Genomic DNA, 21584 nt, shown 5'->3' with positions numbered 1-21584 from the left:
TCCTAGGCCTCCCGGAGGGCCGCCGGACGGCGTACGAACTCGTCGCCGAGGTGCCGGTAGGCACCCTCCTCGGACGCTGCCGTCGCGGTCGTCCTTCGGGGGGAAACCGGTACGGGTCACTCCCTCAGAGCAGACGCAGGACGCCGACGACCTTGCCAAGGATCTGCGCCTCATCGCCAGGGATCGGCGAGTACGACGGGTTTCGAGGCATGAGCCACACCTGCCCGTCCTGCCGGCGCAGCACCTTCACGGTCGCCTCGTCCTCCAGGAGTGCGGCGACGATGTCCCCGTGGTCGGCGCTGTCCTGCCGCCTCACGGTCACGATGTCACCGTCGCAGATCGCCGCGTCGATCATGCTGTCGCCGGAGACCGTCAAGGCGAACAGGTCGCCCTCTCCCACGACCTGGCGGGGCAGCGAGTAGACGTCCTCGATCATCTCCTCGGCGAGCAGGGGTGCCCCGGCGGCGATCCGTCCGACGAGCGGTACGTCGACCGGTGCGGCGCTCCTGCTGACCAGGTCGGGTGCCCACGAGGGCCGGACCCGGTAGGCGCGGGGACGGTGCGGGTCGCGGTAGAGAACGCCCTTGCGCTCGAGGGCCATCAACTGGTGGGCGACCGAGGATGTACTGGCGAGCTTCACGGCCCGGCCGATCTCCCGCATCGACGGCGGGTAGCCCTGCCGGTCGACCGACTCCGTGATGTAGCGGACGATGGCCGACTGGCGGCTCGTCAACTCCCCCTCGGCGGCCTGGGGTCCCGGGGGACGGCCCTGCCGTGCGGGCACGCTGTTCTCCATCCCGGGCACCTCCGTACAAGATCTCGCAAGTCGTGACCTTAACCCGTCACCCTCCTAATTGGAACACCCTTTCGGTTCTCTGTTCTCTGTTCTCTGTTCTCGGTTCTCCGGCGAACCGAGAACGGAGAACGGTGCGGACCGCGTGATCGCGGGGTGGGCTGGCGGCTTCGCCGGCGCCACCGGATCCACGGTCGATCCGTACATCGCGATCCACGATGCCGCGCGGTTTGTCGAACGGGGCGATCCATTCAGGTTGCAGCGCCCGGTGCGCACAGGGGGCGTGCCGTGTTCATCAGCACATTGCCGTTGCCCTTCCCCTGCCCGCCCAGGGACGGGCCGGCGCGATCGCGGGCGTGCCCCCGCCCCACTATCCTGGATCAAAGATGCATACATATGTGCAAATAGTGCATCTGGCGTCGTTGCTGCCCCCTACCCTGCAGGGAAAGGAAGATCAGCATGACTTCAGTGTTTCCCCCTCTCACTCCGATCCTGGAGCCCGCGGCGAAGGAACTTGTCGAGGCGACCTCCCCACACCCGCGGATCTACGAGGTGCCGCCGGATCAGGGACGTGACATCCTCGCCGGCCTGCAGACCGGAGAAGGTGTCGCGAAACCCGACGTCGAGGAGGAATGGGTGACCGTCGACGCCGGCAAGTGGGGGCAGGTACGCACCCGCATCGTGCGCCCGCGCGGCATCTCCGGGACGCTTCCGGTCATCCTCTACATCCACGGAGCCGGGTGGGTGTTCGGCGACGAGAACACCCACGACCGCCTCGTACGCGAACTCGTCGTCGGCGCCGGCGCGGCTGCGGTCTTCCCCGTCTACGACCGGGCCCCCGAGGCCAAGTACCCCACCCAGATCGAGCAGAACTACGCCGTGGCCCAATGGTCCTCCCGCGAAGGCGCACAGCACGGCCTGGACGCCTCGCGCCTCGCCGTGTGCGGCGACTCCGTAGGCGGAAACATGTCCACAGCCCTCGCCCTGATGGCCAAGGACAGGGGCGATGATGTCCGGGTCAGCTGCCAGGTCCTGCTCTATCCCGTCACCAACGCCGACTTCGACACCCCGTCCTACCTGCAGTTCGCGGACGGGGACTACCTGACCCGGGACGGAATGATCTGGTTCTGGGACCAGTACACCACCGATGCCGCCCAGCGCGCCGAGCCCTACGCCTCGCCGCTGCGGGCCAGCATCGACCAGCTGCGCGGTCTGCCCCCGACCCTGGTCATCACCGACGAGGCCGATGTCCTGCGTGACGAGGGCGAGGCCTACGCGGCCAAGCTGCGTGAAGCCGGCGTCGACGTCACCGCGGTCCGTGTTCTGGGCATGGTCCACGACTTCCTGATGCTGGACCTCCTCCGTGACACCAACGCCACCAAGGTCGCTCGTCACCTCGCCATCGACGCACTCAAGACCGCCCTGCACGGCTGACGATGATGATGTTCAGGCCAAAGGTGCTGAGCCGCGGGCCGCAAAGGAAGCTCGGCGGTTGATCCGCGTCGGTACTACGAACTCGTACGCCGTGTGCTGCATACCGTTCTCGGACGCAGCCGTGCGCAGTGCCCGGCGCTTTTCGAGTGCGTCGACGATGTGGCCGATGACGGTGGCCAAGGCGAGCGGGTCGCCGGTGGGGTAGGGCAGCGCGCCGGAGCCGAGGGTGTCGCGCAGTCCGGGCAGATCGCTGGACGGACTCCTCCTGGTCCGTCCCGCCAAGCGCCTCGTCGGCCTGCCTGAACAACTGGGCACCCTGCCGCCCCCGGTCGACGCATACGAGGCCGCGGCAGGCTGCGTCGCCAGAGCGGGGCGTGGCCTGGCTCCTTCGACGCGCTGCACCGCTTCGGCTTGGCCTCCTGTCTGGCGGACTGGCTGTGTACGCGAATTGCGACGTCGTTTCGCCACGAGCTGCGCGAGCCGGCCGAGAAGCCAGCGGAGTGGCCGCGGCCACGTCAAGGCGCTCGAGGACACGGCTCTCCGAACTGACTACTTGGCGGTCCGGTGGCCCTGTTCATTTCCGCCGGCGTCCACCGCTCGCTGCAGCGCGTCCGGCGAACCCAGCATGCCGTGCGGCAGATAACCGGACCGGACGCCCAACTCCCGCCCGTGCACTTGGACCGCGAGGGCGGCCAGGGCAAGGGCGCTGAGCGGCAGCAGAGTACTGGGGGCGGGGTCGGATCCCACGCTCTCGCGGTGCTCGATGAGCCGGGCCACGAGAGCCTGTTCAAAGGCGTGCCGGTCGTCGTCGAGGAGTACGCGAAGGAGGCGCTTGTCCGGTGCCAGGGTGCCTGCTGCGTCCAGTTTCCGGGCCGCCTCGGCGCGCTCGTCGGCGTCCGGCTTGCACAGGGTCACGGTGGCCCAGTCCCGGGGCTGGTGCCCGCGCGCCTGGGTCAGGTAGCCGCACAACGCGTCCATCGCAGCAAGGTCCGCCCGATCCGACGTCGAATTCAGCTTCGAGTACGGCACCCCGTCGCGGATCGCGGGCGCGTAGTCGCTACGCAACAGCAGCCCGATCACCCGCTGCCATTCCCACACCAGTCCGCTGACCAGGCACGCCGCAAACGTGTCGCACCACTCTCCGGGGACGGGTCGTCGTAGCGCATCCAGTGCCACCGCCGCCGGGTCCGTCGGCTGATGTCGTCGAGCGCCTGGGCTATGCGCTGTCCGCTGACCTCGTGGCGTGTCACTTCCTGGACGTCCGCCGTCCTCTCGTGATCTTTTCCGCAGGACGCGGCACGCTGTCAGCGGGCTCGGACATCGCCCCGGGTCTGGCCGTGCGCCCCCGGCGGCGACAGGGGTACTGGGTGGACGGTCCCGCCGCGTGCCTGTCCGCACCAAGACCCCTCCGCCTCGATTTGCGACGTCTCTTCCCTCGGCAGGAGGTGGCCCAACTTCTCGTCGCGGGAAGGCAAGTTGGGCGTCGGCGACTTCATCGGGAATCGAATGAGGTCGAAGGGCTGGATGTGTCGTACACCGCCGGCCCCGTTCAGGAACCTGCCTCACCGGTATCGGAGGGGTCGTGAGGCACGTTGCACCGTAGATCGGGTGGACGGTTCGCCGACGCCCGCGGCCTCAAGGCCTACCCTGCCGCCTCACTCATCGCCAGAGCCTCCTGGACTGTCGAGCTCGGGGCAGATCCAGATTCAGTTCATCGGACCGACCGGGGGGTGCGGGCTCGACAGGACGGCCTTCCGGACTCTGGCCGAGGGAGTCGGGCAGGCTGCCCCACTGGCGGTCCGACGAGGAGATACCGGTGACCTCGTACGTGTCGGTGCCGGCCGCGAGGCGTTGGACGAGGAAGACTCGTTGGGCCAGTGGCCGCCGTGCTCCGGAACATCGCGGTCGACGCTGATGACCGAGCGGGACTCGGCCACCTCGAAGGCTTTCCCGTAGACGGTGGCCTCGTCGCCGGCTACGGGCGGCTTGGTGTTGGTGTTGGCGGAGGCCGACGAAGTAGCGGCCGCCGATGCCTTCGAGCAAGGGTGAGGTGGCGAGGACTACGGAGGTGGCGGCGCACTGCTCGACCGTCTGGGGAACCGACGAAATGCAGTTAACGAAGTGACGATTCTGGGCCTCGCGTCTCACGGCTGAGGATGCGTCCGCGAAGGCGGCATGAGCCGGTCTCGGCTTTACGCCTCGTGGTGGCTCAGCCATTCCTCTTCCTGGCCCGGGTCGGGCAGGACGTGGCCGGCTTCGACCGCGGAACGTGCGGGACTGTCCTGGATCACCACCAGGATGCGGTGCTCGGGTAGTCCGGTGATGCGGGAGGCGGCCGCCGACAGCTCGAGTGCCAGGCGGGTCGTCTCTTCCTGTGGGTGGCCGCGGCGTGCCCAGCCGCCGATCAGCAGCGGCGCTCCTGGTTGGCCGCCGACGTAGACGCTGTCCTGAGGCAGTTCGGAGAAGACGACGTTGACGTAGGCGGGCGGGACGTGATTGATCTCCGCGTGGATCCTGGTGATCTCGGCGGCCAGATCGCCCTTGTCGTCGGGCCTCAGCGTTCCCTCGGCGGTGGTGCAGGTGTAGATGGGCACGTCGGCTCCTGAGGTGTGAGAGCTGCGGGCGCCCCCCAGAGCTTGGGGGGCGCACCTGCGTGGGGGATGGTTCGTGGCGGAGGAGGGGCCCAGCGGGGTGGTCGCTGGTGGCGGGGCCTTCGTGATGTGCGCGGTGGTCAGTTGTTGTCGTCGGTGAGGGTCTTGAGGTCGGTGACGGTGTAGGCGAGGTCGAAGTGGAATCCCTTGCCGGTGCGCTGGACGGGCAGGTCGGCGAGTTCTTCGCCATGGGCAGGGAGGAAGGCGAGGTCGGCGGTGCCGGCCCAGGCGTCGCTGACGGCGGTGTTGTCCAGGACGGACATGACCAGTTCGTGGACGGCGGGCTTGTCGTGTTGTCCGGCGGCCAGGCGGGGGAAGTGGCGGAGGTTGACCACGGGGCGGCTCATCAGCGCGGCGGGGTCGGGGACCGGCTGTTCAAGAGTGATCCTGGCTTCGGCGATGCGCTGTCCGGCGGCGGAGGCGGTGGCGCCGAACTGTCCGCCCGGGCCGAGGACCGGGGTGCCGGGGCCGCCGACGGAGTACGCGCGAGTCTGGTGGACGGCGCCGAGCTTCTTGGGAAAGCCCTGGACCCAGCCGCGGGCCATGGCGGAGTCGTTGTCGACGTAGATGTAGGGGCACCAGGCCACCGGGGCGCCGTGGTAGTGGGCGTCCAGGGTGAGAAGGAATTCCCGGTACTGCGAGCGTGCGGGGTCCAGGTATTCCAGGCCGGTGGAGGAGTACTGCCAGTCGATGAACATCGCGACGCCGCGGCCGGCGGAGTCCGGGTCGGGCGTCAGTCCCTCGGGCAGGGTCGCTGCGGCGGCGGCCGGGTCGGTGAAGAACTCCACGCCAACCACGGTGCCGGCGTAGTGCCACGGCGGGGCGGGTGCCAGGTTCGCGATGCCACGGGGAGACAGGGGGACGGTGTAACCCTTCATGCCACGTCCTTCGGGAGAGACTGGAGTGAAACGATACGTAGCGTTTCATCGGTGTGGTGCGAAAGTAGCACACCTTGACCCACGAGTGAAACGATCCGTATCGTTCTAGTCATGGCACTCGTCTTCTCCTCAGGTTCTGTGGCCGGTGGGCCGCGTTCTGTTTCAAAGATCCTCGCCGCGGCACGGGATGTCCTGTCGGGCCAGGGATACCCGGCGCTGACCATCGAAGCCGTCGCGGCGGCCGCGGGCGTCGGCAAATCGACCATCTATCGCTGGTGGCCCAGCAAGGAGGCACTCGTCGCCGACGCGCTCGCCGAGATCTTCCGCGCCGACGAGATCCCCGATCTGGGCGACACCCACGCCGAGCTGCGTCGCGCCGTCGACATGACCATCGACAACTACGCCAACGAGGACATGGCCACCTCGCTGCCCGCACTCGCCGGCGGCCTCCTCCCCCACCCCGAACTCATGACCCGGTTCCGGGAGGCTTTCCTGTACCGCAAGCGCGAGAACATCGCCGCCGCACTGCGCCGCGGAATCCAACGCGGCGACCTGCCTCACGACCTCGACGTCGACCTCGTCCAGGACATCTGGGCCGGCACCATCCTGTACCGACGACTCATGACCGGCTCCCCCCTCGACGTCGACCTCGCCGAATACCTTGTCCAGCTCGCCACCAACACTCCCCCACTGCTCCCCCACCAAGAAGCAGAAGTGCGCACAGTTACGGAGCCGTGAAACAGGCCGAGTGGAGGAGTGTCATGAATTAGCTGGAACCTTCTCGGAAGGGGCATCTGAGCGATCCTCTACGTCAACCACACCGGCGTCCCATGGGAGAACCTGCCCACGACTTCCCTCCGTACAAGATGGTCTACGACCCGGTAGCACCGACATCGTCGAAGCCGTCTGGCGCAAGATCTTGACCACCGCCGACGAGTCCTCCCGGCCACAGGGACCGCACGAAGTCACGACTTACCCGAACGCCAGGAACGCGCTCACATCCGACGCGAGAAAGGCGTCCGTTGGGGCAGACGCCCTCTCAGCACCGCAGCCCGACTGTTAATCCGATGGCCTGATGGGTCCGCCCGACTAAAGTGCGGGGGGAGGGAGGTGGGCCGATGGGTGCATCGATGCTCTACCAGGTGCTGGAACCGCTGCCGGACGCGCGGAGTGCTCTACGGTTCGCACGTCAACTGCTCGCCCAATTGGGCGCCGGAACGCCGGACTTGCCTTCCCTGAGCTTCAACGACATCGCCACGCAGGAACAGTTCCAGTACGCCCGGCAGTACTTCACCTGCGGCACGTTCCTTTGCTCAAAGCGGGACCTGCAGGACTCGCGTGTCCAGGAACTCTGGCAGACCCTGTACCACTTGGGCTTCCGGGACACGTCCTCTGGTTGGGTGGAGACGGAGCTGCAACCGGAACTGGCGTCCCTGTGGCCCTTGCCGCAGGGAGTGCAGTTCCAGCTGATGAAGGGAAAGACGCCCTCCACCTTTCCCATCCGTGACTCCGACGAGTGCACCGAGGGGGAGATCGACGGCGCGGTCGCGGTCTGCGGCCCCCTGTCCATCGACATCTCCTGGTTCTCGGCACTGCGCGGCCTACCAAACTCCAACCTGGGTGGCGTCCAACTGTGCCTCAACAGCACATGGACCGAGCAGTGCAGTGAACCTGATCCAGGCAGGCACACCGTGTACGTCTCCATCGGCACGCGAAACTCGGATGCAAACGCACGGGATTGGTTGCAAGGGACGGGACTGCGCTTCGGGGAACCTCAGCTGGGTTGGTAGACAGGTCGCCAGGCCCCTCAGACGGCGAGGAGAACGGCTACTCTGCCCGTTGACCGAGGTCAGCTTGTACGACTCGCCGGCCGTAGCGGTTGCTTGCGGTCGCCCCAGCGTCTTCTTCTCCATCGGAAGGCTCAACTTCGCACCGCGGTCCCAACGGATTCCGAAGGACACCGTCTCCCCCGGAGCGCAACCCGTGCCGTTGAGCGTGATCGTGTCGACGGGCACGGCCTCGGACGGCATAGCGACCAGCGAGTTCGTGGACTCGGTAACCCTGGGCTGGAGTGCGCTGGGCGCCGTCGGACCGGGCGAGCTGGTTGCGGAACGGTCGGAGTCGACCAGAGGGAGGACGGCCGCCACCGTAGCGGTCACGGCTATGGCCGCCGCCGCGGCCGTCGCGACCTCGCGGCACGTACGACGGCGCCGGGCACGGCGCCTCAGGTCCGCGACCGGCGGCTGTCGTGTGGCCCGGCTGCCCTCCTCGACGAGATCGCGAAGACTGCGCTCAGGGTCGGCCATGGCGGGACAGAGTTCCTTCCGGATCGGCGGCGAGGTGGCGGGCCAGGTTCGCGCGGGCTCGGGCGAACCTGCCGCGCACGGTGCTTACTGGCAGGCCCAACTGCTCGGCGACCTGTTCGATCGACAGGTCCAAAACATCGTGCAGCAACAGCACAGGGCGCTGGTTCACCGGCACCCGGCGCAGTAACTCGGCGACAGCCACCGTCTGCGGCGTGAGCTGGGGCTGCGGGCGCTGGGCACCCAGGCGCAGCAAAGCCGCAGCACGTCGACGCAACCTCCGCATCTCGCTGACCGCAAGGTTGATCGCCACCCGGCGCACCCACAGCTCCGGCACGTCATAGGCCTGGATCCGAGGCCAGCAGTTCAGGGCCCGGATGAACGCTTCCTGCACGACGTCCACGACCTGCTCGAGACTGCGGGTGACCGAGAACAGATGACCGACCAGGCTCGCGCCGGTTGATCTCCTCGGCGGTCAGCCGACGGAGCCTGTTTGTGCAGACCTGTCGTGCGCCTTTCCCACCGTTGGCGGGACAGGCGATTAAATACCGGAGCATGACTACAGAGCCGCAGCGCTTCCGTATCTTGTTGGTCCCTGAACACGTCGAGGACAGAGGCGGCGCCTCCGTGGAGGACTCGGCCGTGCGATCGGCAGTCGTCGAGGCGACGGGCGAGACAGGCGCCTCGGGCTACCCCCGCTACGCCGGGGACGGGATCGTGGCCGACATCGACCCCAGCACGCGCACGGTCGAGGCGGTGCTGGTCGATGGTTCAGAACTGGACTATGGGCTGAACGCCAGGGTCGCTTCCTGATCGGCCCTGTTCTCCCGGTGGCGCCGCGTCTACAGTGCCGCAGCCTGTTCGATGGCCCGTTGTAAGCAACGGGCCATCCAGCAATGCGCCTCGGCTCTCTACGTTCCGTGCCGGACGGCAGAAGGCGCTGGCCCTCCTCAACACAGCCGCATCCCTGCGGATGGTCGAGCTATCGCTCAGGCGACGCACCCAAGTCACCCTCGTCGGACAGCAGCGGACTGAGCGAGCCCCGAACCACAGGATTCACAGACGCCCGCGTCCGCCCGATCGGCGTTCGTTCGTTCGTTCGTGTCACGGTCTCGTAGTAGGGGACCGGTGGCCTTCTCAGGCGCTCGCATCCTTCCTGAGGACGTTCACGGGGTGGCGCCGTTCGGCGCGCCACCGGCCGCGGTGATCCCGTCGCGGAGGCCATGGCCCGGGGGGACAATGAGGGCACCACCTAGATGGATCTCGTCCGGTACTTCTGTGATCGGAGGGAACGCGGTGGGAGACCAGGAGACTCGAGCGGCGCTGGACCGGCACTGGGCAGCGTCTGCTGCCGGGGACCAAGACGTCGAGCACGAGATCTATCACGACGACGTCATCACCGACTATCCGCAGTCGGGTGAGCGCATCCACGGCCGCCGCAATCTACAGGCGCTGCGCTCGCACCACCCGGCCAAGCTCACCTTCACCATCCGCCGGATTCTCGGTAGTGGGGATCTTTGGATCACCGAATATATGCTCTGGCGGGGAATGGCATGGTCCGGCGAAGGTTTCGAGACGTCCGACGGACCCGGGCGGGGTGAGTCGGACCGCTGCGGCCGGTTTCTCCCAGGGGTGGCGCAGGCCCTTGGCGAGCCTGTAGGCGAGCTTGAGTTGTGTACATGGAATGTGTACTCAAGGCCGAAACGCTGGAGGAACGCCTCCTATACCCCGCCCCTCGGATCATAGACACGCGGCGGCTCCGGTATCCGCATCACCCGGTCACCACGGATCCGCCCGAACAACTCGACGGGCAGGTCTTGCAGGATCCAGGCCAGGTGGGTGACGTCATAGCCGGCGTCGGTCACGATGACGATGTCCGGATCCCCGGACTGCCACTGGCCGGTGGTGTTGAGGCGCTCGACTACTCCTCGGAGCTGGAGCCGCCATCCGCACCCCCGCCACAAAGAGACCTGGCCGAGAAGTACGCCTGGTCCAACCGCGACCACGCCCGGCTGCGGCGCCAGGAGCAGGAGAACGCGCTGTCGCCCGCCTCAAGCAATGGCGGATCCTCCGCAACGCCCGCTGCGGCACCAACCGAACCGGTCGCACGGTCATCGCCGTTCACGCCATCGAGATCGCCTGGCGCTCAGGGATCAGAAGCGTTCACTGAGTGCGTCACGAGCTCATAGCGGGCCCTGGTGCGACGGGCTCCCACGACCGCACCGCCTGTCCTGGCCGTGGGCGACCTCTCGTTGGACATCGCCACCCGCATCTGCCGCCGCGCCGGCATCCGGGTGGACCTCACGCCCCGCGAGTTCGCGGTGCTGGAACTGCTGGCTCGCCGGGCGGGACAGGCTGTCTCGAAAACGGACCTGCTGCATCACGCATGGCCCGACGAAGCATGGGATCCCAACCTGGTGGAAGCACGCGTCAGCGCTCTCCGCAAGAAGGTCGACGCCGCGTTCCAAGGCGGTCCCTGGAGACGGTGCGGGGTGTCGGCTACCGACTGGTGGACGACCGTGAACGCGCCTGAGCCCCGGCGCCGCTGGTGGCCGCGTTCGGTACGGGCCCGCTCGGCCCTGGCCGCTGCCTCGGCCGCCGCCGTCCTGGCCGGCATCGGCTGGTGGGTTCACCGCGACGTGTACCTCCAGAGCATGGACACCACCAACGTGCAGGCTCAGGAACAGCTCTGGGCTCTCGTCGGCCAGTTGCACCAGGAGGTCGCTCCTGGTGACAGAAGCGCCCTGCCCTACGAGATCGTCGCCACCGGCCGACGCTCCTCCGTCGCCTACAGCTCCACCATGGAAGGCTTCGAGTCCGAGACCCGACACGTGCTGCCCGCCCCGCCGGCGGCCGGGCAGTCCGAGGCGTGGAACATCCGCACCGTCCGCATGCCCGCACGGCACGACGGCACGTACGGGACAGACGACCTGGCCGGCCGGACCATCCGGGCGATGGCCTCCGACGTCGAGGCCCGTGAGCTCGGCCACGCCAAGGCCGGCGCCCTGGGCGTCACCGATGACGCCAAGCCGCGGGTCTACGTCGTCCTGGCCCCGCACGCTGCCGAAGCAGCCGTCTCGACCGCCGACGGCCTGCTGCTGCGCGCCAGTCTCGCCGGTCTCGTCCTGATTGCCGCCGTCGCCTACACCGCCACCCGGCTCGCCCTGCGGCCGGTCGAGGCCATCCGGACCCGTACCGCCTCGGTCACCGCGACCGATCCCCGCGAACGCCTCGACGTCCCCGGCACGGGAGACGAGATCGCCGCCCTGGCCACCACCATCAACACCACCCTTCAGCGCCTCGACGACGCCGCCGTCCAGCAGAGGCGCTTCGTCGCGGACGCTGCTCACGAACTGCGCAGTCCCCTCACCACGCTGCTGGCCAGCCTGGAAGTCGCGCTCGCCTATCCCCAGCGCACCGACTGGCCTGCCGCGGCCGCCACCGCCGCGCGACAGACGCGCCGCCCGCAGGCTCTTGCCGAGGATCTCCCGCTGCTCGCGCTCCTTGATGCCCGCATCCCGTTGGCCAGTCCCACCACTGTCGACCTGGCAGCTCTCGCCTCGCGACTGACCGAGCAATACCCGCTCTTCGAGCGGCCGTTGTCCCTCGCATGTGACAGCGCTGGTCCAGCCCTCGTGCACGGCAACCGGAACGAACTCGAGCGGCTGCTGCGCAATCTCGTCGGCAACGCCGTCCGCCATGCCGCACACCACATCCTGATCACCGTCCGGAATCAGGACGGTCGGGTCGTCACCACGGTGCGCGACGACGGACCGGGCGTGACCGACAGATGCCCCACTTGCTGGTGCCGTAGGCGGCCAGTCCGCCGGCGGCGCCGATCCCGGCAGTGGAGTTGATGTTGACGATGGAGCCGCCGCGTCGACGCATAGACGGCACGGCCGCCCGCGTCCCCAGGAAGGTGCCGACGATGGCCCGCGCCACGCCGTTGACGAGCACTGAGACCGAGCCGATAGCGGCTTCTGCCCAGGCTGTGGGCGTCGGAACCGGGGAGCTGGCGCCGCGGCGGCCCCTTGGGTCGCCGATGCGGATCACGGCTTCGGCGACTTTGCGCGGGTCACCGGGCATGGCCTCCAGGGGCACGCTGTTCTTGCCGTGCGTGACGTCCGCGGCTTGGGTGCCGGCGTAGGCGGGCAGCTGTGAGGGGGTGCTGTCCGCTGCGCCGTAGAAATCGGTGGCGACCGTGCCCGGTTCGATCAGCGTGGTGTCGATGCCGAACGGCTCTGTCTCCAGGGCGTACGCCTCGAAGAAGCCCTCGATGCCACTTGCTGGTGTGGTACATCGACATCGCGGGGAACGCGATGTGGCCGCCCATGCTGGAGCTGGATGGCGGCGATCACCTTGGTGTCGACCTGGCGCTCGATCTGCTCGTCGGTCAGTTCCTCTGCTGACAACGGGACGCCACGCTCTTGCGGAGTGCCGACCCGGCGTAACGCAGGTCGCCGAACTCGGCGGTCTGCGTGTAGGAGTCGGGAAACTCAGCAGGGCTACTGAAGATGGTGGGGCGGTACGCGGGTTGCGCGTACCGCCCCACCGTGTGTGCATCCGCCGGGAGGCTACTCCTGGACGGTCTTGCGGCGGCGCATCCACCACACGAGCGCTCCGCCGGCCACGGCAAGGGCGGCGGCGATACCCGATATCAGGCCGATCGGGGAGTCGTTGCCAGTGTGGGCGAGGTCGCCGCCGGGCTCGCTGGGTGCGGGCGTGGTGGGTGCGGGGGTCCGCGTGCTTCCGCCGGCTCCACCGCTGTGGGTCGGGGTGGGGGTCGGCTTCCCCGTGTGTGTCGTCGTCGGTGTCGGGGTTGGCGTGGGTGTGGGGGTGCCGGTGTCGTCGGCGGCTGTGTTTGCGCCGAGGAGGACCTGTCCCGTCATGTCGGTGTTGTCAGTGAGGGTCTTCACGCTGGTCTGCGCCTGTCGGGGCAGGTAGCGGTGCTGGGCGGTGAAGCTGACCTTGCTGACGTTGTGCTTGGGCTGCTTGGACATGTCGACGCCGCCCACGAGGTAGACCTGGACGGTGCCGTTGGCAGGGATCTTGTACTCGAACTCGCCGTGGGTGTAGATGTATCGGTACTTGTTGAACAGGGCCTCGCGGGTCCAGTTCTGGTTGGGCGCGCGCAGCGGCCAGCGGGAGACGTCACCACTGTTGATGATCTTGTGGTAGTCGGTGGGTGTCTTGGCGTCCTGCTGACGGATGTATTCGGCCGCGACGCGAGCGGTGTAGACGCGCCGCAGGTCGGCGTACTGGGGTGCGGTGTTGATGGTCTTCTCCACCGCGGGGACGATCATCTGGTCGATGACGCGCTGGGCCGCCTTGGTCTCGGCCTCGTTCGGGGTGCAGATAGGCGTGCCGGGGCCGGGGGTGATCGTGGTCTGCGCGGTCGACTTCAGCCGCAGCGGGGTGTCGAGGATGTAGATGCCTCCATCCTGCTCGCGGACCTGCGCGGTCTTCGGCTCGATCCAGTTGCGCAGACCGGGCATGCACGGGTAGCCGTTCTGCTTGGGCAGGGCCGCCCAATAACGTTTGCCGAGGTCGGTATCGGGGTCCATGGCCTTGTAGAAGTCGTGCTTCATCTGGAGATCGGTTTCCAGGAGCACGCGGCCGGCGTCGGTCTTGCCGAACTTGGCGTCCATGATGCGGTCCGGCTCATCCGGGTTGAGGTTGACCCAGAACTTGTCCGGGGTCAGGGCGAGCCAGGTGAAGAACGCGTCCGAGATGAGCTGGGCCTTGGCCTTGCCGCCCCATCCGGACTGCTCGGTGGGGTCTTCCTTCGCATCGAACGCGAAGTCGACGCCCCTGCCCTTGACCGGCTTGCCGATGTACTTCAGGTCCAGGGTGGAGAAGTCGACGCCGCCGGGGCCACGGGGCAGACCACCCGGGTTGGCGACGTTCCTGCGGTTCAGGTAGTCCGCCATGTCCTTAGGGGTGGGCCGCGACTCACGGATCAGGTCGGTGGCGCCGCCGCGGGTGGTGCCGGACTGGCCCGGGGGCTCCAGCAGACCGCTCATGGCGCGCTGTCCGCCCTTGGGGGCCAACTCCACGCGGTCGGAACGGTAGTTGTACTCGGTGACCCGGTCACCGGCGAGCTGGCGCATGTCCCCCAGGAACTTCTTCGCGTCGGCCTTCTGGGGCTCGGCGAAGACGTACTTGACCCGACTGTCCTTCCAGTTGGGGTCCTTGGCCCAGGCCAGGTCCTTGGGGATCTGCGTGCGGTCTGGGCTGCCGTTGGACTTGATCTCCAGGATCTGCTTCGTGCGCGTGTTGTAGGCGTCGAGCTTGCGCCGGTAGGTCTTGTCGGGGTTGGCGGGGTCCTTGAACTCGACCTCCTTCTGGCAGATCCAGTCCGGTCCGACCAGCCCGTGATCCTTGATCACCTTCCGCTCGAAGGCCTTGCCGCGGGGATCGTTCCCGGAGTTCGTGATGAACTTCGCGTCCCTGTAGTCCTCGAACTTGGGGTACTGGTCCTTCTGTTGGAGCCATCTCCACCAGACCCGGTCGGGCTGCGTCGCCGGGGCCTTGGTCAGCTCGGAAAGCGCGTCTGCCTTGGCGGCGGACGGCGGCCCGAGGCCGTCCCACTCCTTTGCCGGGTTGACGTACGAGTACTCGTCCCACTGGGACTTCGCGCGGGAGGCGTCGAACTCCGGCAGGTCAACGGTCGGGCTGGTGCTGCTGGGCAGGCCGTACAACTCGTCACAGCGCTTGCCCGGGTCCAGCGGCTTCGGTGCGGCGCTCGCCGAGGTGATTCCTGGAAGCCCGGCGAGGGCCATGACCGAGGCGCACGCGAGTGCGACGACCGACCGGCGCAGTGCGTGCAACCGCCGGTCGCGTATGGGTTTTGGCACGTGATGTCCCCGTGGGGGCCCAGTAGGGCATGGGGTGTTCGTGGCGCCAGGGGCCCCCGTGGTCAATGTGGCGCCGACGAACGGACCACACGCTAGACACATGCGTGTACCGGCCGTAGTCGAATCGCGGTTCGATGACCGCGTCAACTCCCCTTCTCCACAGGACCGTTACATCAGGATGGTGGACGACGGCATACGCTCGGCGGCATGAGTCCCGTATCTCCCGGAACGCAGGTGAATCCCCGTCACAGCGGGCACGCGCATCTGGTCATCGTCCGTCCCCCCTTCGCGGCCCCGCTCCAGCCCAACGAGCGGCCGTCCGCTACTGCCCACGACCCGGCGGCGGCCACGGCTGCGGTGCTGTCCCTGTCGAGCGTCTCAGTGATCCGCCGTGAGTACGCTCCGTCCCGGCTGGAGCATCCGGGAAGCCCGGCCAGCCGGGAAGAGCTGGACTGCGTACACGCGGCCGTGTGGGGCTCCACGGTGAAGATCAGTGACCCGGGGCTTGTCGAAGACGGGGTACTGGCCAGTGCGCTGGAGGACGAGTTCCGGGCCCAGAAGAAGCAGCATCCAGATGCCCGGATCGTCGCTGTCTGCGAACGCGACTTCGGCGCCTCCTACATGAAGATCCTCGTTGCTGTGCCCGGCACCCCGGATCTGATGGTCGAGGGCTTCGATGAGCTGGAGACCACCGGCGACTTGCGCGCCACTCTTGCCGCTGTGGGGATCGACCCCGACGGGCTGGGCGAGGGATACGACGTCAGCGGTGAAGGGTTCTTCGACTACGACGGCTTCCTCCACATGCTCACCGGCGGCGCCCTGTCCGTCTACGCGGAGGAAGACCGCTGCGAGTCGGCATTCGTTGTCGACCGGAGCGAGGAGGGCGAGGAAAGCATCTCCGAGGTCTGGTTTCCATAGCCGGAGCGCCGCGCCGTCGTTCCACCTCCCGCACCGCCGCACAGGCGTCGGATCCACCGGTGCCGTCACCGGACGGTCCGCGCACAACAACGCGTCCATCAGCTCGAACAGTTCGTCACGCCACTCGGGCAGGCACCCATAGAAGTCGTCCCGGAGGTGTGACGCCACAGCGTCCGGCGAATACCCGTCCGGACGGCAATGTCCGAGACAGCGTTCGGAGCCAGACTTGAAGGATCAAGTCGGCGCAGCGTCACGCCTTCAGGGCGATGAGGCGATACGACGGGTCCGGGCGTGGCGCGTCCTGGTTCGGTAGCGCGGAGAGCCGCCGGCTCAGCTCCGCCACCTGGTCCGGGGCGCCATACGTGCACCAGGGGATACGGCCTGCCTCGATCGCTTCCCGCCACCTGCGCGGGCTACGGCCCTGACCGGTGCCCGGGAACACGGTCTCGCCGACGAGCCCCAGACCATGCCCAGCAGCCCAATCGAGCATCCGGGAGGCGTGATCAGGCACATGAGGCACGTACTGGCGCCGCAGCTCCGCTGTGATCGGGGCTATGTCGCTGTCCTCGACGAAGTACGCGTCGTCCTTGTCGACGGTAGTGATCAGCACACCGTCGGGCCGCAGCACCCTGGCCGCCTCGGCCAGCACGGCAGCGGGGGCCGCCAGCAGATGCAGCAGCCAGACGATCACGACCGCGCCCACACTGTCCGACGTGAAAGGAAGCCGCGTGGCATCGCCGCACACCATGCCTCCCGGCACCCGCTGGGCGGCCAGACCAAGCATCCCGGGCGAGCGGTCGATGCCGAGCACCGTGCGCCCGGGCCGCAGCAGTCTCCTGGTCACGATGCCCGTGCCGCACGCAATGTCCAGCAGCGTATTGGCGCCTTGCGGCAACAACTCCTCCAAGGCGTCCGCCGCCGCCTGTGCTCGCCGTTCGCCGCCTCGGGAAGTGTCGTAGTCACGGGCCTCGCCGTCGTAGTCGATCACCTGTCATCCCGTCCGTGCACCACACGGCGCACCCTCCGCGAGCATGTCCAGGACATCGTTCGAGGCCAGACCTTGAAGCACAAGTGCGCGTTGCTCCGCGGTCGCTTACCTGAGAGCGCCGGTGGAGCGACCGCCGTCCGCATCCACTGCACCCGAGTCACTCACGCACGCCCGGCCCGGCCAGACCGCTGTCGAACTCACATGAGCTTCGCTCTGGCGAGAGGGCCGAGCACTGGCTGCAGGTTTTCACCGAGCCGCGAGCGCGGCGGTGGCCTCCGGTCGTCCCCATCGGTGCCTCACCTTCTCAGGAGTGGGGCCCGCGTTTGTGTTCCACCGTGATGAAGGCCAGCTCGGTCGGTCCGTCGTTGTGCAGATCGTGCAGGATGTACTCGCCATCGGGAAAGGTGAAGTGGCGGGTGTCGCCGGCCCGGTAGGTGACCCGTCTGGTCGTACTGTCGTCGGTGTGCTGCACGCTGGACCCGTCGGTGAGGGCGGTCCAGAAGTAGTCGAGGACATGCCGGTGGGCAGGCACTCGTTCGCCGGGGGCCAGCCGGATGCTCCATACCTTCACTTCGCCGGTCTCCGACAGCAGAACGGAGCCGACCTGGTGGTTGCGGGCGTTGTCGACGAACTCCTGTCGAAGCTGCGGGCTCCATCCGTCGAAGTCCTCCGCGATGAGTTCACCGGCCAGCGGCGTTGTGCGTGGCTGAGTCGTCTCGGTCATATGTCTACCTGCTCGGTTTTGATGGTGATGTCCCCTGGTTGGCCACGTCCGCCCATACGCCGATGACCATACGACGTACATGTTCGATGTACAGGTACACATGAGCATGTACAGAGTATGGTTGTCAACCATGAAGAAGAGTGGAAGCGATGGGCGGACGCGCGAGAAGCTCAGCCGCGATGCCATCGCCGGCGGTGCCGTGGCGCTGGCGGATGCCGAGGGCCTGGAGGCGGTCACCATCCGCCGTCTCGCCCAGGATCACGGTGTGTCACCGATGGCGCTGTACTGGCACTTCAAGGACAAGGATCAACTCCTGGACGGCATCGCCGACCGGCTGTTCAATGATGTCGATCTGCCGCCAGTGAGCACGGAGCCTTGGCCTCAGCAGCTGCGTGCGGTGCTGCGAGCGCTTCTGGCTGCCCTACGACCTCACCCGGCGGTGGCCGGGCTCGTGACCTCTCGCATTCTCACCTCGGAGGCCGGCCTGAACATTGCCGAGCGCACCCTCTCCCACCTGAGGCAGGCCGGGTTCTCGCCTGAGCAGGCTGCCGAGATCGGCAGCTACCTCCTCGGTGCGGTCGTCACCCTCGTCACCTGCGAGCCCGGCCAGCGGCACGGTGACGATGACGAGGCCCACGAGGACGCCATCCGCGTCAAGGCGGCCTCGCTCGGCGCGCTGTCCCCGCGCCGCTACCCCAACATCATCGCCTCATCAGGCGCCCTGGCGGCCTGTGCGAGCCCGGACGCCTACTACAACCTGGGCCTGGACATGCTGATCACCGGCGTCAGCGGAATCGCCACCGAGCCCGTGAAGGCCGAGGCCGAAACGGCTTCCTGAACAGCGGAGCGATCAGCGCGCCACGCAGCATGCCGCCGGACCGTGCCCCCGACGCCGACCGGGGCTCGTCGGCGCCTTCGTCTCCTCGGCGTGCTGCTCAGCGCGACCGGTCTCCTCTGCGGCAGCCGTTCCCGGTGTCCTTGGGCCGGCGTGGCGGCAGCTGGTACCTAAGCCTTCGGGGCGAGTTGGAAGGCCTCCGCCAGCAGCTCGTACGAGCGCAGCCGGTCGAGCGGGTCGTGGGTGAGCGTATTGACGATGATCTCGTCGACCCGGTGGGCACGGGCGAGTCCGATGAGTGCGGCCTTGACCTGATGGGGGGTCCCGGCCACCAGTTGCCGACTGCGGTGGCCGACTCGCGCGTCCTCCTCGGCGGTCCAGCTGTGGCTGCGAACCGTGGCGGGCGAGGGGAACGGTTCGTTGTGGCCGAGGTCTTTGCGACTGCGCCAGAGCAGGAAGCCGGCGGTCAGCTCCCGGGCCTTGGCTTCGGTATTCGCTACCACCACCCGTACCGCGAGTGCGCTCTGCACGGGGGCATGAAGCGTACTGCCGTGGAATGCGTCCAGTGCGGCGGTACTCAGCTGTGGGCTCAGGAAGTGAGCGAAGGCGTAACGGGTTCCGAGGGCGCCGGCGAGCCGGGCGGATCCGCTGCCGGCACCAAGCAGCCGGACGGTCGGCGGGATGTAGCCCGGGTAGGGCTTGCCGAGGAGATCGATGACTTCGGCGAACCTGCGCGGAAAGTCCCGCGAGACGCCACCCGCACGGCCGATGCCGAGGTCGACGCGCCCCGGGTGGAGTGCGCCCAGGACGCGGAAGACTTCGGCGACCTTACGTGGCTCATAACGGGGCAGGAGCACGCCGCCGGAGCCGATGCGCAGTCGGCGGGTGTGCGCGAGCAGGCTCGCAACCATGATCTCGGGGGCCGTTCCGGCGAAGCCTGCCGTCCCGTGGTGTTCGGCGACCCAGAAGCGGTGGTATCCGAGGTCCTCGGCGCTCCGGGCGAGCTGGAGGGTGGCGATGAGCGCCTCAGCCGGCGCTCCACCGGCCGGGATCGGGGACTGGTCGAGTATCGACAGGCGCAGGGTCATGAGGCATGCCCGTGTGTGGTGGCCGGGATGATCCGGTAGTCACGCTGGAAGACGAGGTTGTGCAGCTCGGCCGAGGCGATGGCGCGCAGCGTGGGAAGTTCCGCGGCGGCCTGAGAGGGCGTGAACGCGTTCAGGGGCCAGTCGCCCACAGTGCCGCCGCGCAGGTGCGGGTGGTGGAATCCGGCGCCGTAGAAGGCCTGGAGGATGATCGGGTTGATGCCTACAGCCCGCTGCTCTGGCCAGGTCAGCGCCCATACCGCCGCTATGCCGTCTTTGGATTTCCGGGCACCGGTGGCGACGACCTCGCCGGTGCCGAGGAGCAGGTGTGCGTTGGTCTCGTCGAGTGCCTGGCGGCCGTAGGGGTCGAGCAACTCAACCGTGGCGGCGAAGAGTTCTTCCTTGGCCTGTCGAGAGACTGCGTCGCCGTGGGTGCCGTCGCGGAGGTCGGCGAAGTGCTTCAGCAGTGCGGCGGTGTGTGCGGGGTCGGCGTCGTACATGAGGAAGCCCTCCTGCTCGGGGTGGTGTTGCCTTGTGTGTGAGGCAGAGGTGAGTGACAAGCCCCGGGTGCGCGTCCGTCGTCAGGGCCAGAGCACCGCTCGCCGTGCTCAGCGCCCGCGACCGGAGCAGTCGCAGCGGTACGAGCGGTGCGGCCGACCGGGCCTCGACGACGAAGGTCGCCGAGAGCAGGGCGCCTGCCATGAGGCAGCCGCACCTCGGGGGAACTTCAGTCGGCCGACTCCGCTCGCTCGACGGCGAAGACCACGGCCATCCGCCCGACGAGCCACATCACGACCGGTCGGCCCGTGCCTGCTCGACGCGTCGCGACGTGGTGGTTCGCGATCAGACCTGCCTGCTGTCGCGCGCTCTCCCTGTGGGCATTGACCCGATCCGGGTGTGCCGGACCATCACGTGGGGGTGTGCCGGGCCATCGCGCAGCACGAACAACACACCCGGATCGCCCCGCAACTCCCAGAAGTTCGGGTATCCGCCAGGTCTTCCCATACCACCGCACGATGCACCCCGGACAGCGCCTTCCTGGCCTGGCACGAGAGGGGGTCCCATCTCGTGCCAGGCCAGGAAGGCGCTACGGTGCCCGCTCGGGATCACAGCGGTCGGCCGCGACGTGTCAGGGTGCTTCGGTCAGTACTTCGGTCAGTGCTTCGGTCATGAGGTCGACTGTCCGGGAGTGACGGTGATGCCTTTGGGACCCCAGATCCGGCGGTACGAACCGTGGACGAGCTCGTCGAGCAGCGGCGGGCCCTGCGGCACCCACCCCAGTTCGGTGCGCGCCCTGGTCGAGTCCACCCGGCTGTTGCTGCCCAGGCCGGCAGCGGGCAGGGGGCCGAGGGCCTGGGCGAACTCCTCCTCGGTGGCGGAGCCGGCGCCCCCGAAGCCGAACAGTTTCCCGATGGCCTCCGCGATGCGACGGAAGTCGCACTCGTCGCTGGCGAGGTTGTAGACGCTGCCTGCGGGGGCGTGTTCCAGCGCGAGCAGATAGGCGTCGGCCAGGTCATCGAGATAGACATTGCCGTACCGGTTCAGGCCGCGGCCTAGGTAGCGGCTGACTCCGTCGCGCAGGGAGGCGCGGAGCATCATGGGAAGCTGCTCGCTGCCGCCGTAGCCGTAGATCATGGTGGGACGCAGCACGACAGTGTGGTCACCGGACTGTGCGGCTTCCTGCACCATGACGTCCAGGCTGTAGCGGGGCGCCAGTGGGGGGATGGGGGTGTAGCCGTCGTCCTCGGTGTGGACGATGTCGGTGGGCTCTCCTCCGGCGAGATCGGTGTAGATGCCGGTGCCGCTGGTTCGGATGAAGCGCTTTCCGGTGCCGGCTATGGCCTTCAGCAGAGCGGTGGTGGACGCGGCGTGGTCCGCGCTCGCGGTCTCGATGACAGCGTCGGCGCCCTTCACCGCGGCGCGGAGGGAGTCCGCGTCGTCGAGTCCACCGTGCACGGGCTCGATGCCGGCCGTGGTCAGTGTGCGTACGCCGAGTTCGTTGCGGACCAGGCCGGTGACGTCGTGCCCGGCGGTGAGCAGTCGCTGGGCGACTGCCCGGCCGATGTAGCCGGTCGCGCCGGTGATGAGTACCTTCATGATCGTCTCTCTTGGTGGGGG

The 21584-nt window shown here is 68.0% G+C and carries 21 protein-coding genes and 1 pseudogene; 8 read left to right on the top strand and 14 right to left on the bottom strand.

Going from position 1 to position 21584, the window contains the following annotated elements:
- Positions 1–124 precede the first annotated feature (124 nt).
- A complete protein-coding gene (gene lexA / locus ACFZDJ_RS52050; protein WP_384921539.1) occupies positions 125–796 on the bottom strand; it encodes a transcriptional repressor LexA in 672 nt (223 codons plus the stop codon).
- A 456-nt stretch (positions 797–1252) separates the two neighbouring features.
- Here lexA and ACFZDJ_RS52045 point away from each other — a divergent pair, with 456 nt between their 5' ends.
- Positions 1253–2227, top strand: a complete 975-nt coding sequence (locus ACFZDJ_RS52045; RefSeq protein WP_390938727.1) for an alpha/beta hydrolase fold domain-containing protein — start codon at positions 1253–1255, stop codon at positions 2225–2227.
- Between the two features lie 12 nt (positions 2228–2239).
- Here the strand turns inward: ACFZDJ_RS52045 and ACFZDJ_RS52040 are convergent, their stop codons facing one another.
- The 4 genes from ACFZDJ_RS52040 to ACFZDJ_RS52025 form a co-directional block, all read right to left on the bottom strand.
- Positions 2240–2509, bottom strand: coding sequence for a hypothetical protein (locus ACFZDJ_RS52040; RefSeq protein WP_391070107.1), 270 nt, complete (start codon positions 2507–2509; stop codon positions 2240–2242).
- Positions 2510–2776: 267 nt separating this feature from the next.
- Positions 2777–3403 (bottom strand): Imm49 family immunity protein, encoded by a 627-nt coding sequence (locus ACFZDJ_RS52035; RefSeq protein ID WP_391070105.1) that lies wholly within the window; start codon positions 3401–3403, stop codon positions 2777–2779.
- A 1016-nt stretch (positions 3404–4419) separates the two neighbouring features.
- Complete coding sequence (locus tag ACFZDJ_RS52030) at positions 4420–4821, bottom strand: tautomerase family protein (RefSeq protein WP_391070103.1); 402 nt, start codon at positions 4819–4821, stop codon at positions 4420–4422.
- Between the two features lie 137 nt (positions 4822–4958).
- The gene (locus ACFZDJ_RS52025; RefSeq protein WP_168500299.1) at positions 4959–5756 is read right to left on the bottom strand and encodes an acetoacetate decarboxylase family protein; all 798 of its coding nucleotides are present in this window, start codon (positions 5754–5756) and stop codon (positions 4959–4961) included.
- 111 nt (positions 5757–5867) lie between these two features.
- On the opposite strand from ACFZDJ_RS52025, the gene ACFZDJ_RS52020 reads away from it, so the two are divergent.
- Positions 5868–6494, top strand: a complete 627-nt coding sequence (locus ACFZDJ_RS52020; protein WP_390938719.1) for a TetR/AcrR family transcriptional regulator C-terminal ligand-binding domain-containing protein — start codon at positions 5868–5870, stop codon at positions 6492–6494.
- A gap of 380 nt (positions 6495–6874) precedes the next feature.
- Positions 6875–7546 carry a hypothetical protein gene (locus ACFZDJ_RS52015; protein ID WP_391070101.1) on the top strand — a complete coding sequence of 224 codons (672 nt, stop codon included), beginning with the start codon at positions 6875–6877 and terminating at the stop codon, positions 7544–7546.
- Between the two features lie 502 nt (positions 7547–8048).
- Here ACFZDJ_RS52015 and ACFZDJ_RS52010 read toward each other — a convergent pair.
- Positions 8049–8495, bottom strand: a complete 447-nt coding sequence (locus ACFZDJ_RS52010; protein WP_391070131.1) for a sigma-70 family RNA polymerase sigma factor — start codon at positions 8493–8495, stop codon at positions 8049–8051.
- 119 nt (positions 8496–8614) lie between these two features.
- Here ACFZDJ_RS52010 and ACFZDJ_RS52005 point away from each other — a divergent pair, with 119 nt between their 5' ends.
- On the top strand, positions 8615–8872 hold the full coding sequence (locus ACFZDJ_RS52005; RefSeq protein ID WP_168500290.1) for a hypothetical protein: 258 nt from the start codon (positions 8615–8617) through the stop codon (positions 8870–8872).
- 483 nt (positions 8873–9355) lie between these two features.
- Positions 9356–9805 (top strand): nuclear transport factor 2 family protein, encoded by a 450-nt coding sequence (locus tag ACFZDJ_RS52000; protein ID WP_391070100.1) that lies wholly within the window; start codon positions 9356–9358, stop codon positions 9803–9805.
- A 2-nt stretch (positions 9806–9807) separates the two neighbouring features.
- On the opposite strand, the pseudogene ACFZDJ_RS51995 reads toward ACFZDJ_RS52000, so the two are convergent.
- Positions 9808–9996: pseudogene (locus tag ACFZDJ_RS51995) on the bottom strand (transposase); the annotation flags it as partial.
- Positions 9997–10257: 261 nt separating this feature from the next.
- Between ACFZDJ_RS51995 and ACFZDJ_RS51990 the strand changes: the two are divergent.
- A complete protein-coding gene (locus ACFZDJ_RS51990; RefSeq protein ID WP_391070098.1) occupies positions 10258–11916 on the top strand; it encodes a winged helix-turn-helix domain-containing protein in 1659 nt (552 codons plus the stop codon).
- On the opposite strand, the gene ACFZDJ_RS51985 is transcribed toward ACFZDJ_RS51990, so the two are convergent.
- Together ACFZDJ_RS51985 and ACFZDJ_RS51980 are read right to left on the bottom strand one after the other, a co-directional pair.
- Entirely contained in the window at positions 11810–12145 is a 336-nt protein-coding gene (locus ACFZDJ_RS51985) for an SDR family NAD(P)-dependent oxidoreductase (protein WP_391070096.1), read from the bottom strand. The genes ACFZDJ_RS51990 and ACFZDJ_RS51985 overlap by 107 nt on opposite strands.
- A gap of 488 nt (positions 12146–12633) precedes the next feature.
- On the bottom strand, positions 12634–14916 hold the full coding sequence (locus ACFZDJ_RS51980) for a hypothetical protein (RefSeq protein WP_391070094.1): 2283 nt from the start codon (positions 14914–14916) through the stop codon (positions 12634–12636).
- 207 nt (positions 14917–15123) lie between these two features.
- On the opposite strand from ACFZDJ_RS51980, the gene ACFZDJ_RS51975 reads away from it, so the two are divergent.
- Positions 15124–15834 carry a DUF6333 family protein gene (locus ACFZDJ_RS51975; RefSeq protein WP_390938704.1) on the top strand — a complete coding sequence of 237 codons (711 nt, stop codon included), beginning with the start codon at positions 15124–15126 and terminating at the stop codon, positions 15832–15834.
- Between the two features lie 250 nt (positions 15835–16084).
- Here ACFZDJ_RS51975 and ACFZDJ_RS51970 read toward each other — a convergent pair whose 3' ends face one another.
- Positions 16085–16822 carry a methyltransferase domain-containing protein gene (locus ACFZDJ_RS51970; protein WP_391070092.1) on the bottom strand — a complete coding sequence of 246 codons (738 nt, stop codon included), beginning with the start codon at positions 16820–16822 and terminating at the stop codon, positions 16085–16087.
- A gap of 304 nt (positions 16823–17126) precedes the next feature.
- Positions 17127–17546, bottom strand: a complete 420-nt coding sequence (locus ACFZDJ_RS51965) for a hypothetical protein (protein ID WP_391070090.1) — start codon at positions 17544–17546, stop codon at positions 17127–17129.
- A gap of 79 nt (positions 17547–17625) precedes the next feature.
- Between ACFZDJ_RS51965 and ACFZDJ_RS51960 the strand changes: the two genes are divergently transcribed.
- Complete coding sequence (locus ACFZDJ_RS51960) at positions 17626–18384, top strand: TetR/AcrR family transcriptional regulator C-terminal domain-containing protein (protein ID WP_391070088.1); 759 nt, start codon at positions 17626–17628, stop codon at positions 18382–18384.
- A 167-nt stretch (positions 18385–18551) separates the two neighbouring features.
- Here the strand turns inward: ACFZDJ_RS51960 and ACFZDJ_RS51955 are convergent, their stop codons facing one another.
- The 3 genes from ACFZDJ_RS51955 to ACFZDJ_RS51945 all read right to left on the bottom strand — a co-directional run bounded on the left by ACFZDJ_RS51955 (position 18552) and on the right by ACFZDJ_RS51945 (position 21563).
- Positions 18552–19469: an MsnO8 family LLM class oxidoreductase gene (locus ACFZDJ_RS51955; protein ID WP_391070086.1), complete on the bottom strand. Its 918-nt coding sequence runs from the start codon at positions 19467–19469 to the stop codon at positions 18552–18554.
- Positions 19466–19966, bottom strand: coding sequence for a hypothetical protein (locus ACFZDJ_RS51950; RefSeq protein WP_384925704.1), 501 nt, complete (start codon positions 19964–19966; stop codon positions 19466–19468). Before ACFZDJ_RS51950 ends, ACFZDJ_RS51955 begins: the two co-directional genes overlap by 4 nt.
- 667 nt (positions 19967–20633) lie before the next feature.
- The gene (locus tag ACFZDJ_RS51945) at positions 20634–21563 is read right to left on the bottom strand and encodes an NAD-dependent epimerase/dehydratase family protein (RefSeq protein WP_391070084.1); all 930 of its coding nucleotides are present in this window, start codon (positions 21561–21563) and stop codon (positions 20634–20636) included.
- Positions 21564–21584: the final 21 nt, after the last annotated feature.

This window comes from Streptomyces sp. NPDC007896 (assembly GCF_042959425.1).
Classification (GTDB): Bacteria; Actinomycetota; Actinomycetes; order Streptomycetales; family Streptomycetaceae; genus Streptomyces.
This window is presented reverse-complemented; position numbering and strand designations above follow the sequence as displayed.

Bases quoted from the DNA above. Each gene is read 5' to 3' on its own strand.
- ACFZDJ_RS51955 (WP_391070086.1), bottom strand. From the start codon at position 19,469: ATGACCCTGCGCCTGTCGATACTCGACCAGTCCCCGATCCCGGCCGGT.
- ACFZDJ_RS52045 (WP_390938727.1), top strand. From the start codon at position 1,253: ATGACTTCAGTGTTTCCCCCTCTCACTCCGATCCTGGAGCCCGCGGCG.
- ACFZDJ_RS51965 (WP_391070090.1), bottom strand. From the start codon at position 17,546: ATGACCGAGACGACTCAGCCACGCACAACGCCGCTGGCCGGTGAACTC.
- ACFZDJ_RS52020 (WP_390938719.1), top strand. From the start codon at position 5,868: ATGGCACTCGTCTTCTCCTCAGGTTCTGTGGCCGGTGGGCCGCGTTCT.
- ACFZDJ_RS51985 (WP_391070096.1), bottom strand. From the start codon at position 12,145: ATGCCCGGTGACCCGCGCAAAGTCGCCGAAGCCGTGATCCGCATCGGC.
- ACFZDJ_RS51960 (WP_391070088.1), top strand. From the start codon at position 17,626: ATGTTCGATGTACAGGTACACATGAGCATGTACAGAGTATGGTTGTCA.
- ACFZDJ_RS51975 (WP_390938704.1), top strand. From the start codon at position 15,124: ATGAGTCCCGTATCTCCCGGAACGCAGGTGAATCCCCGTCACAGCGGG.
- ACFZDJ_RS51945 (WP_391070084.1), bottom strand. From the start codon at position 21,563: ATGAAGGTACTCATCACCGGCGCGACCGGCTACATCGGCCGGGCAGTC.
- ACFZDJ_RS51950 (WP_384925704.1), bottom strand. From the start codon at position 19,966: ATGTACGACGCCGACCCCGCACACACCGCCGCACTGCTGAAGCACTTC.
- ACFZDJ_RS52015 (WP_391070101.1), top strand. From the start codon at position 6,875: ATGGGTGCATCGATGCTCTACCAGGTGCTGGAACCGCTGCCGGACGCG.
- ACFZDJ_RS52005 (WP_168500290.1), top strand. From the start codon at position 8,615: ATGACTACAGAGCCGCAGCGCTTCCGTATCTTGTTGGTCCCTGAACAC.
- lexA (WP_384921539.1), bottom strand. From the start codon at position 796: ATGGAGAACAGCGTGCCCGCACGGCAGGGCCGTCCCCCGGGACCCCAG.
- ACFZDJ_RS52025 (WP_168500299.1), bottom strand. From the start codon at position 5,756: ATGAAGGGTTACACCGTCCCCCTGTCTCCCCGTGGCATCGCGAACCTG.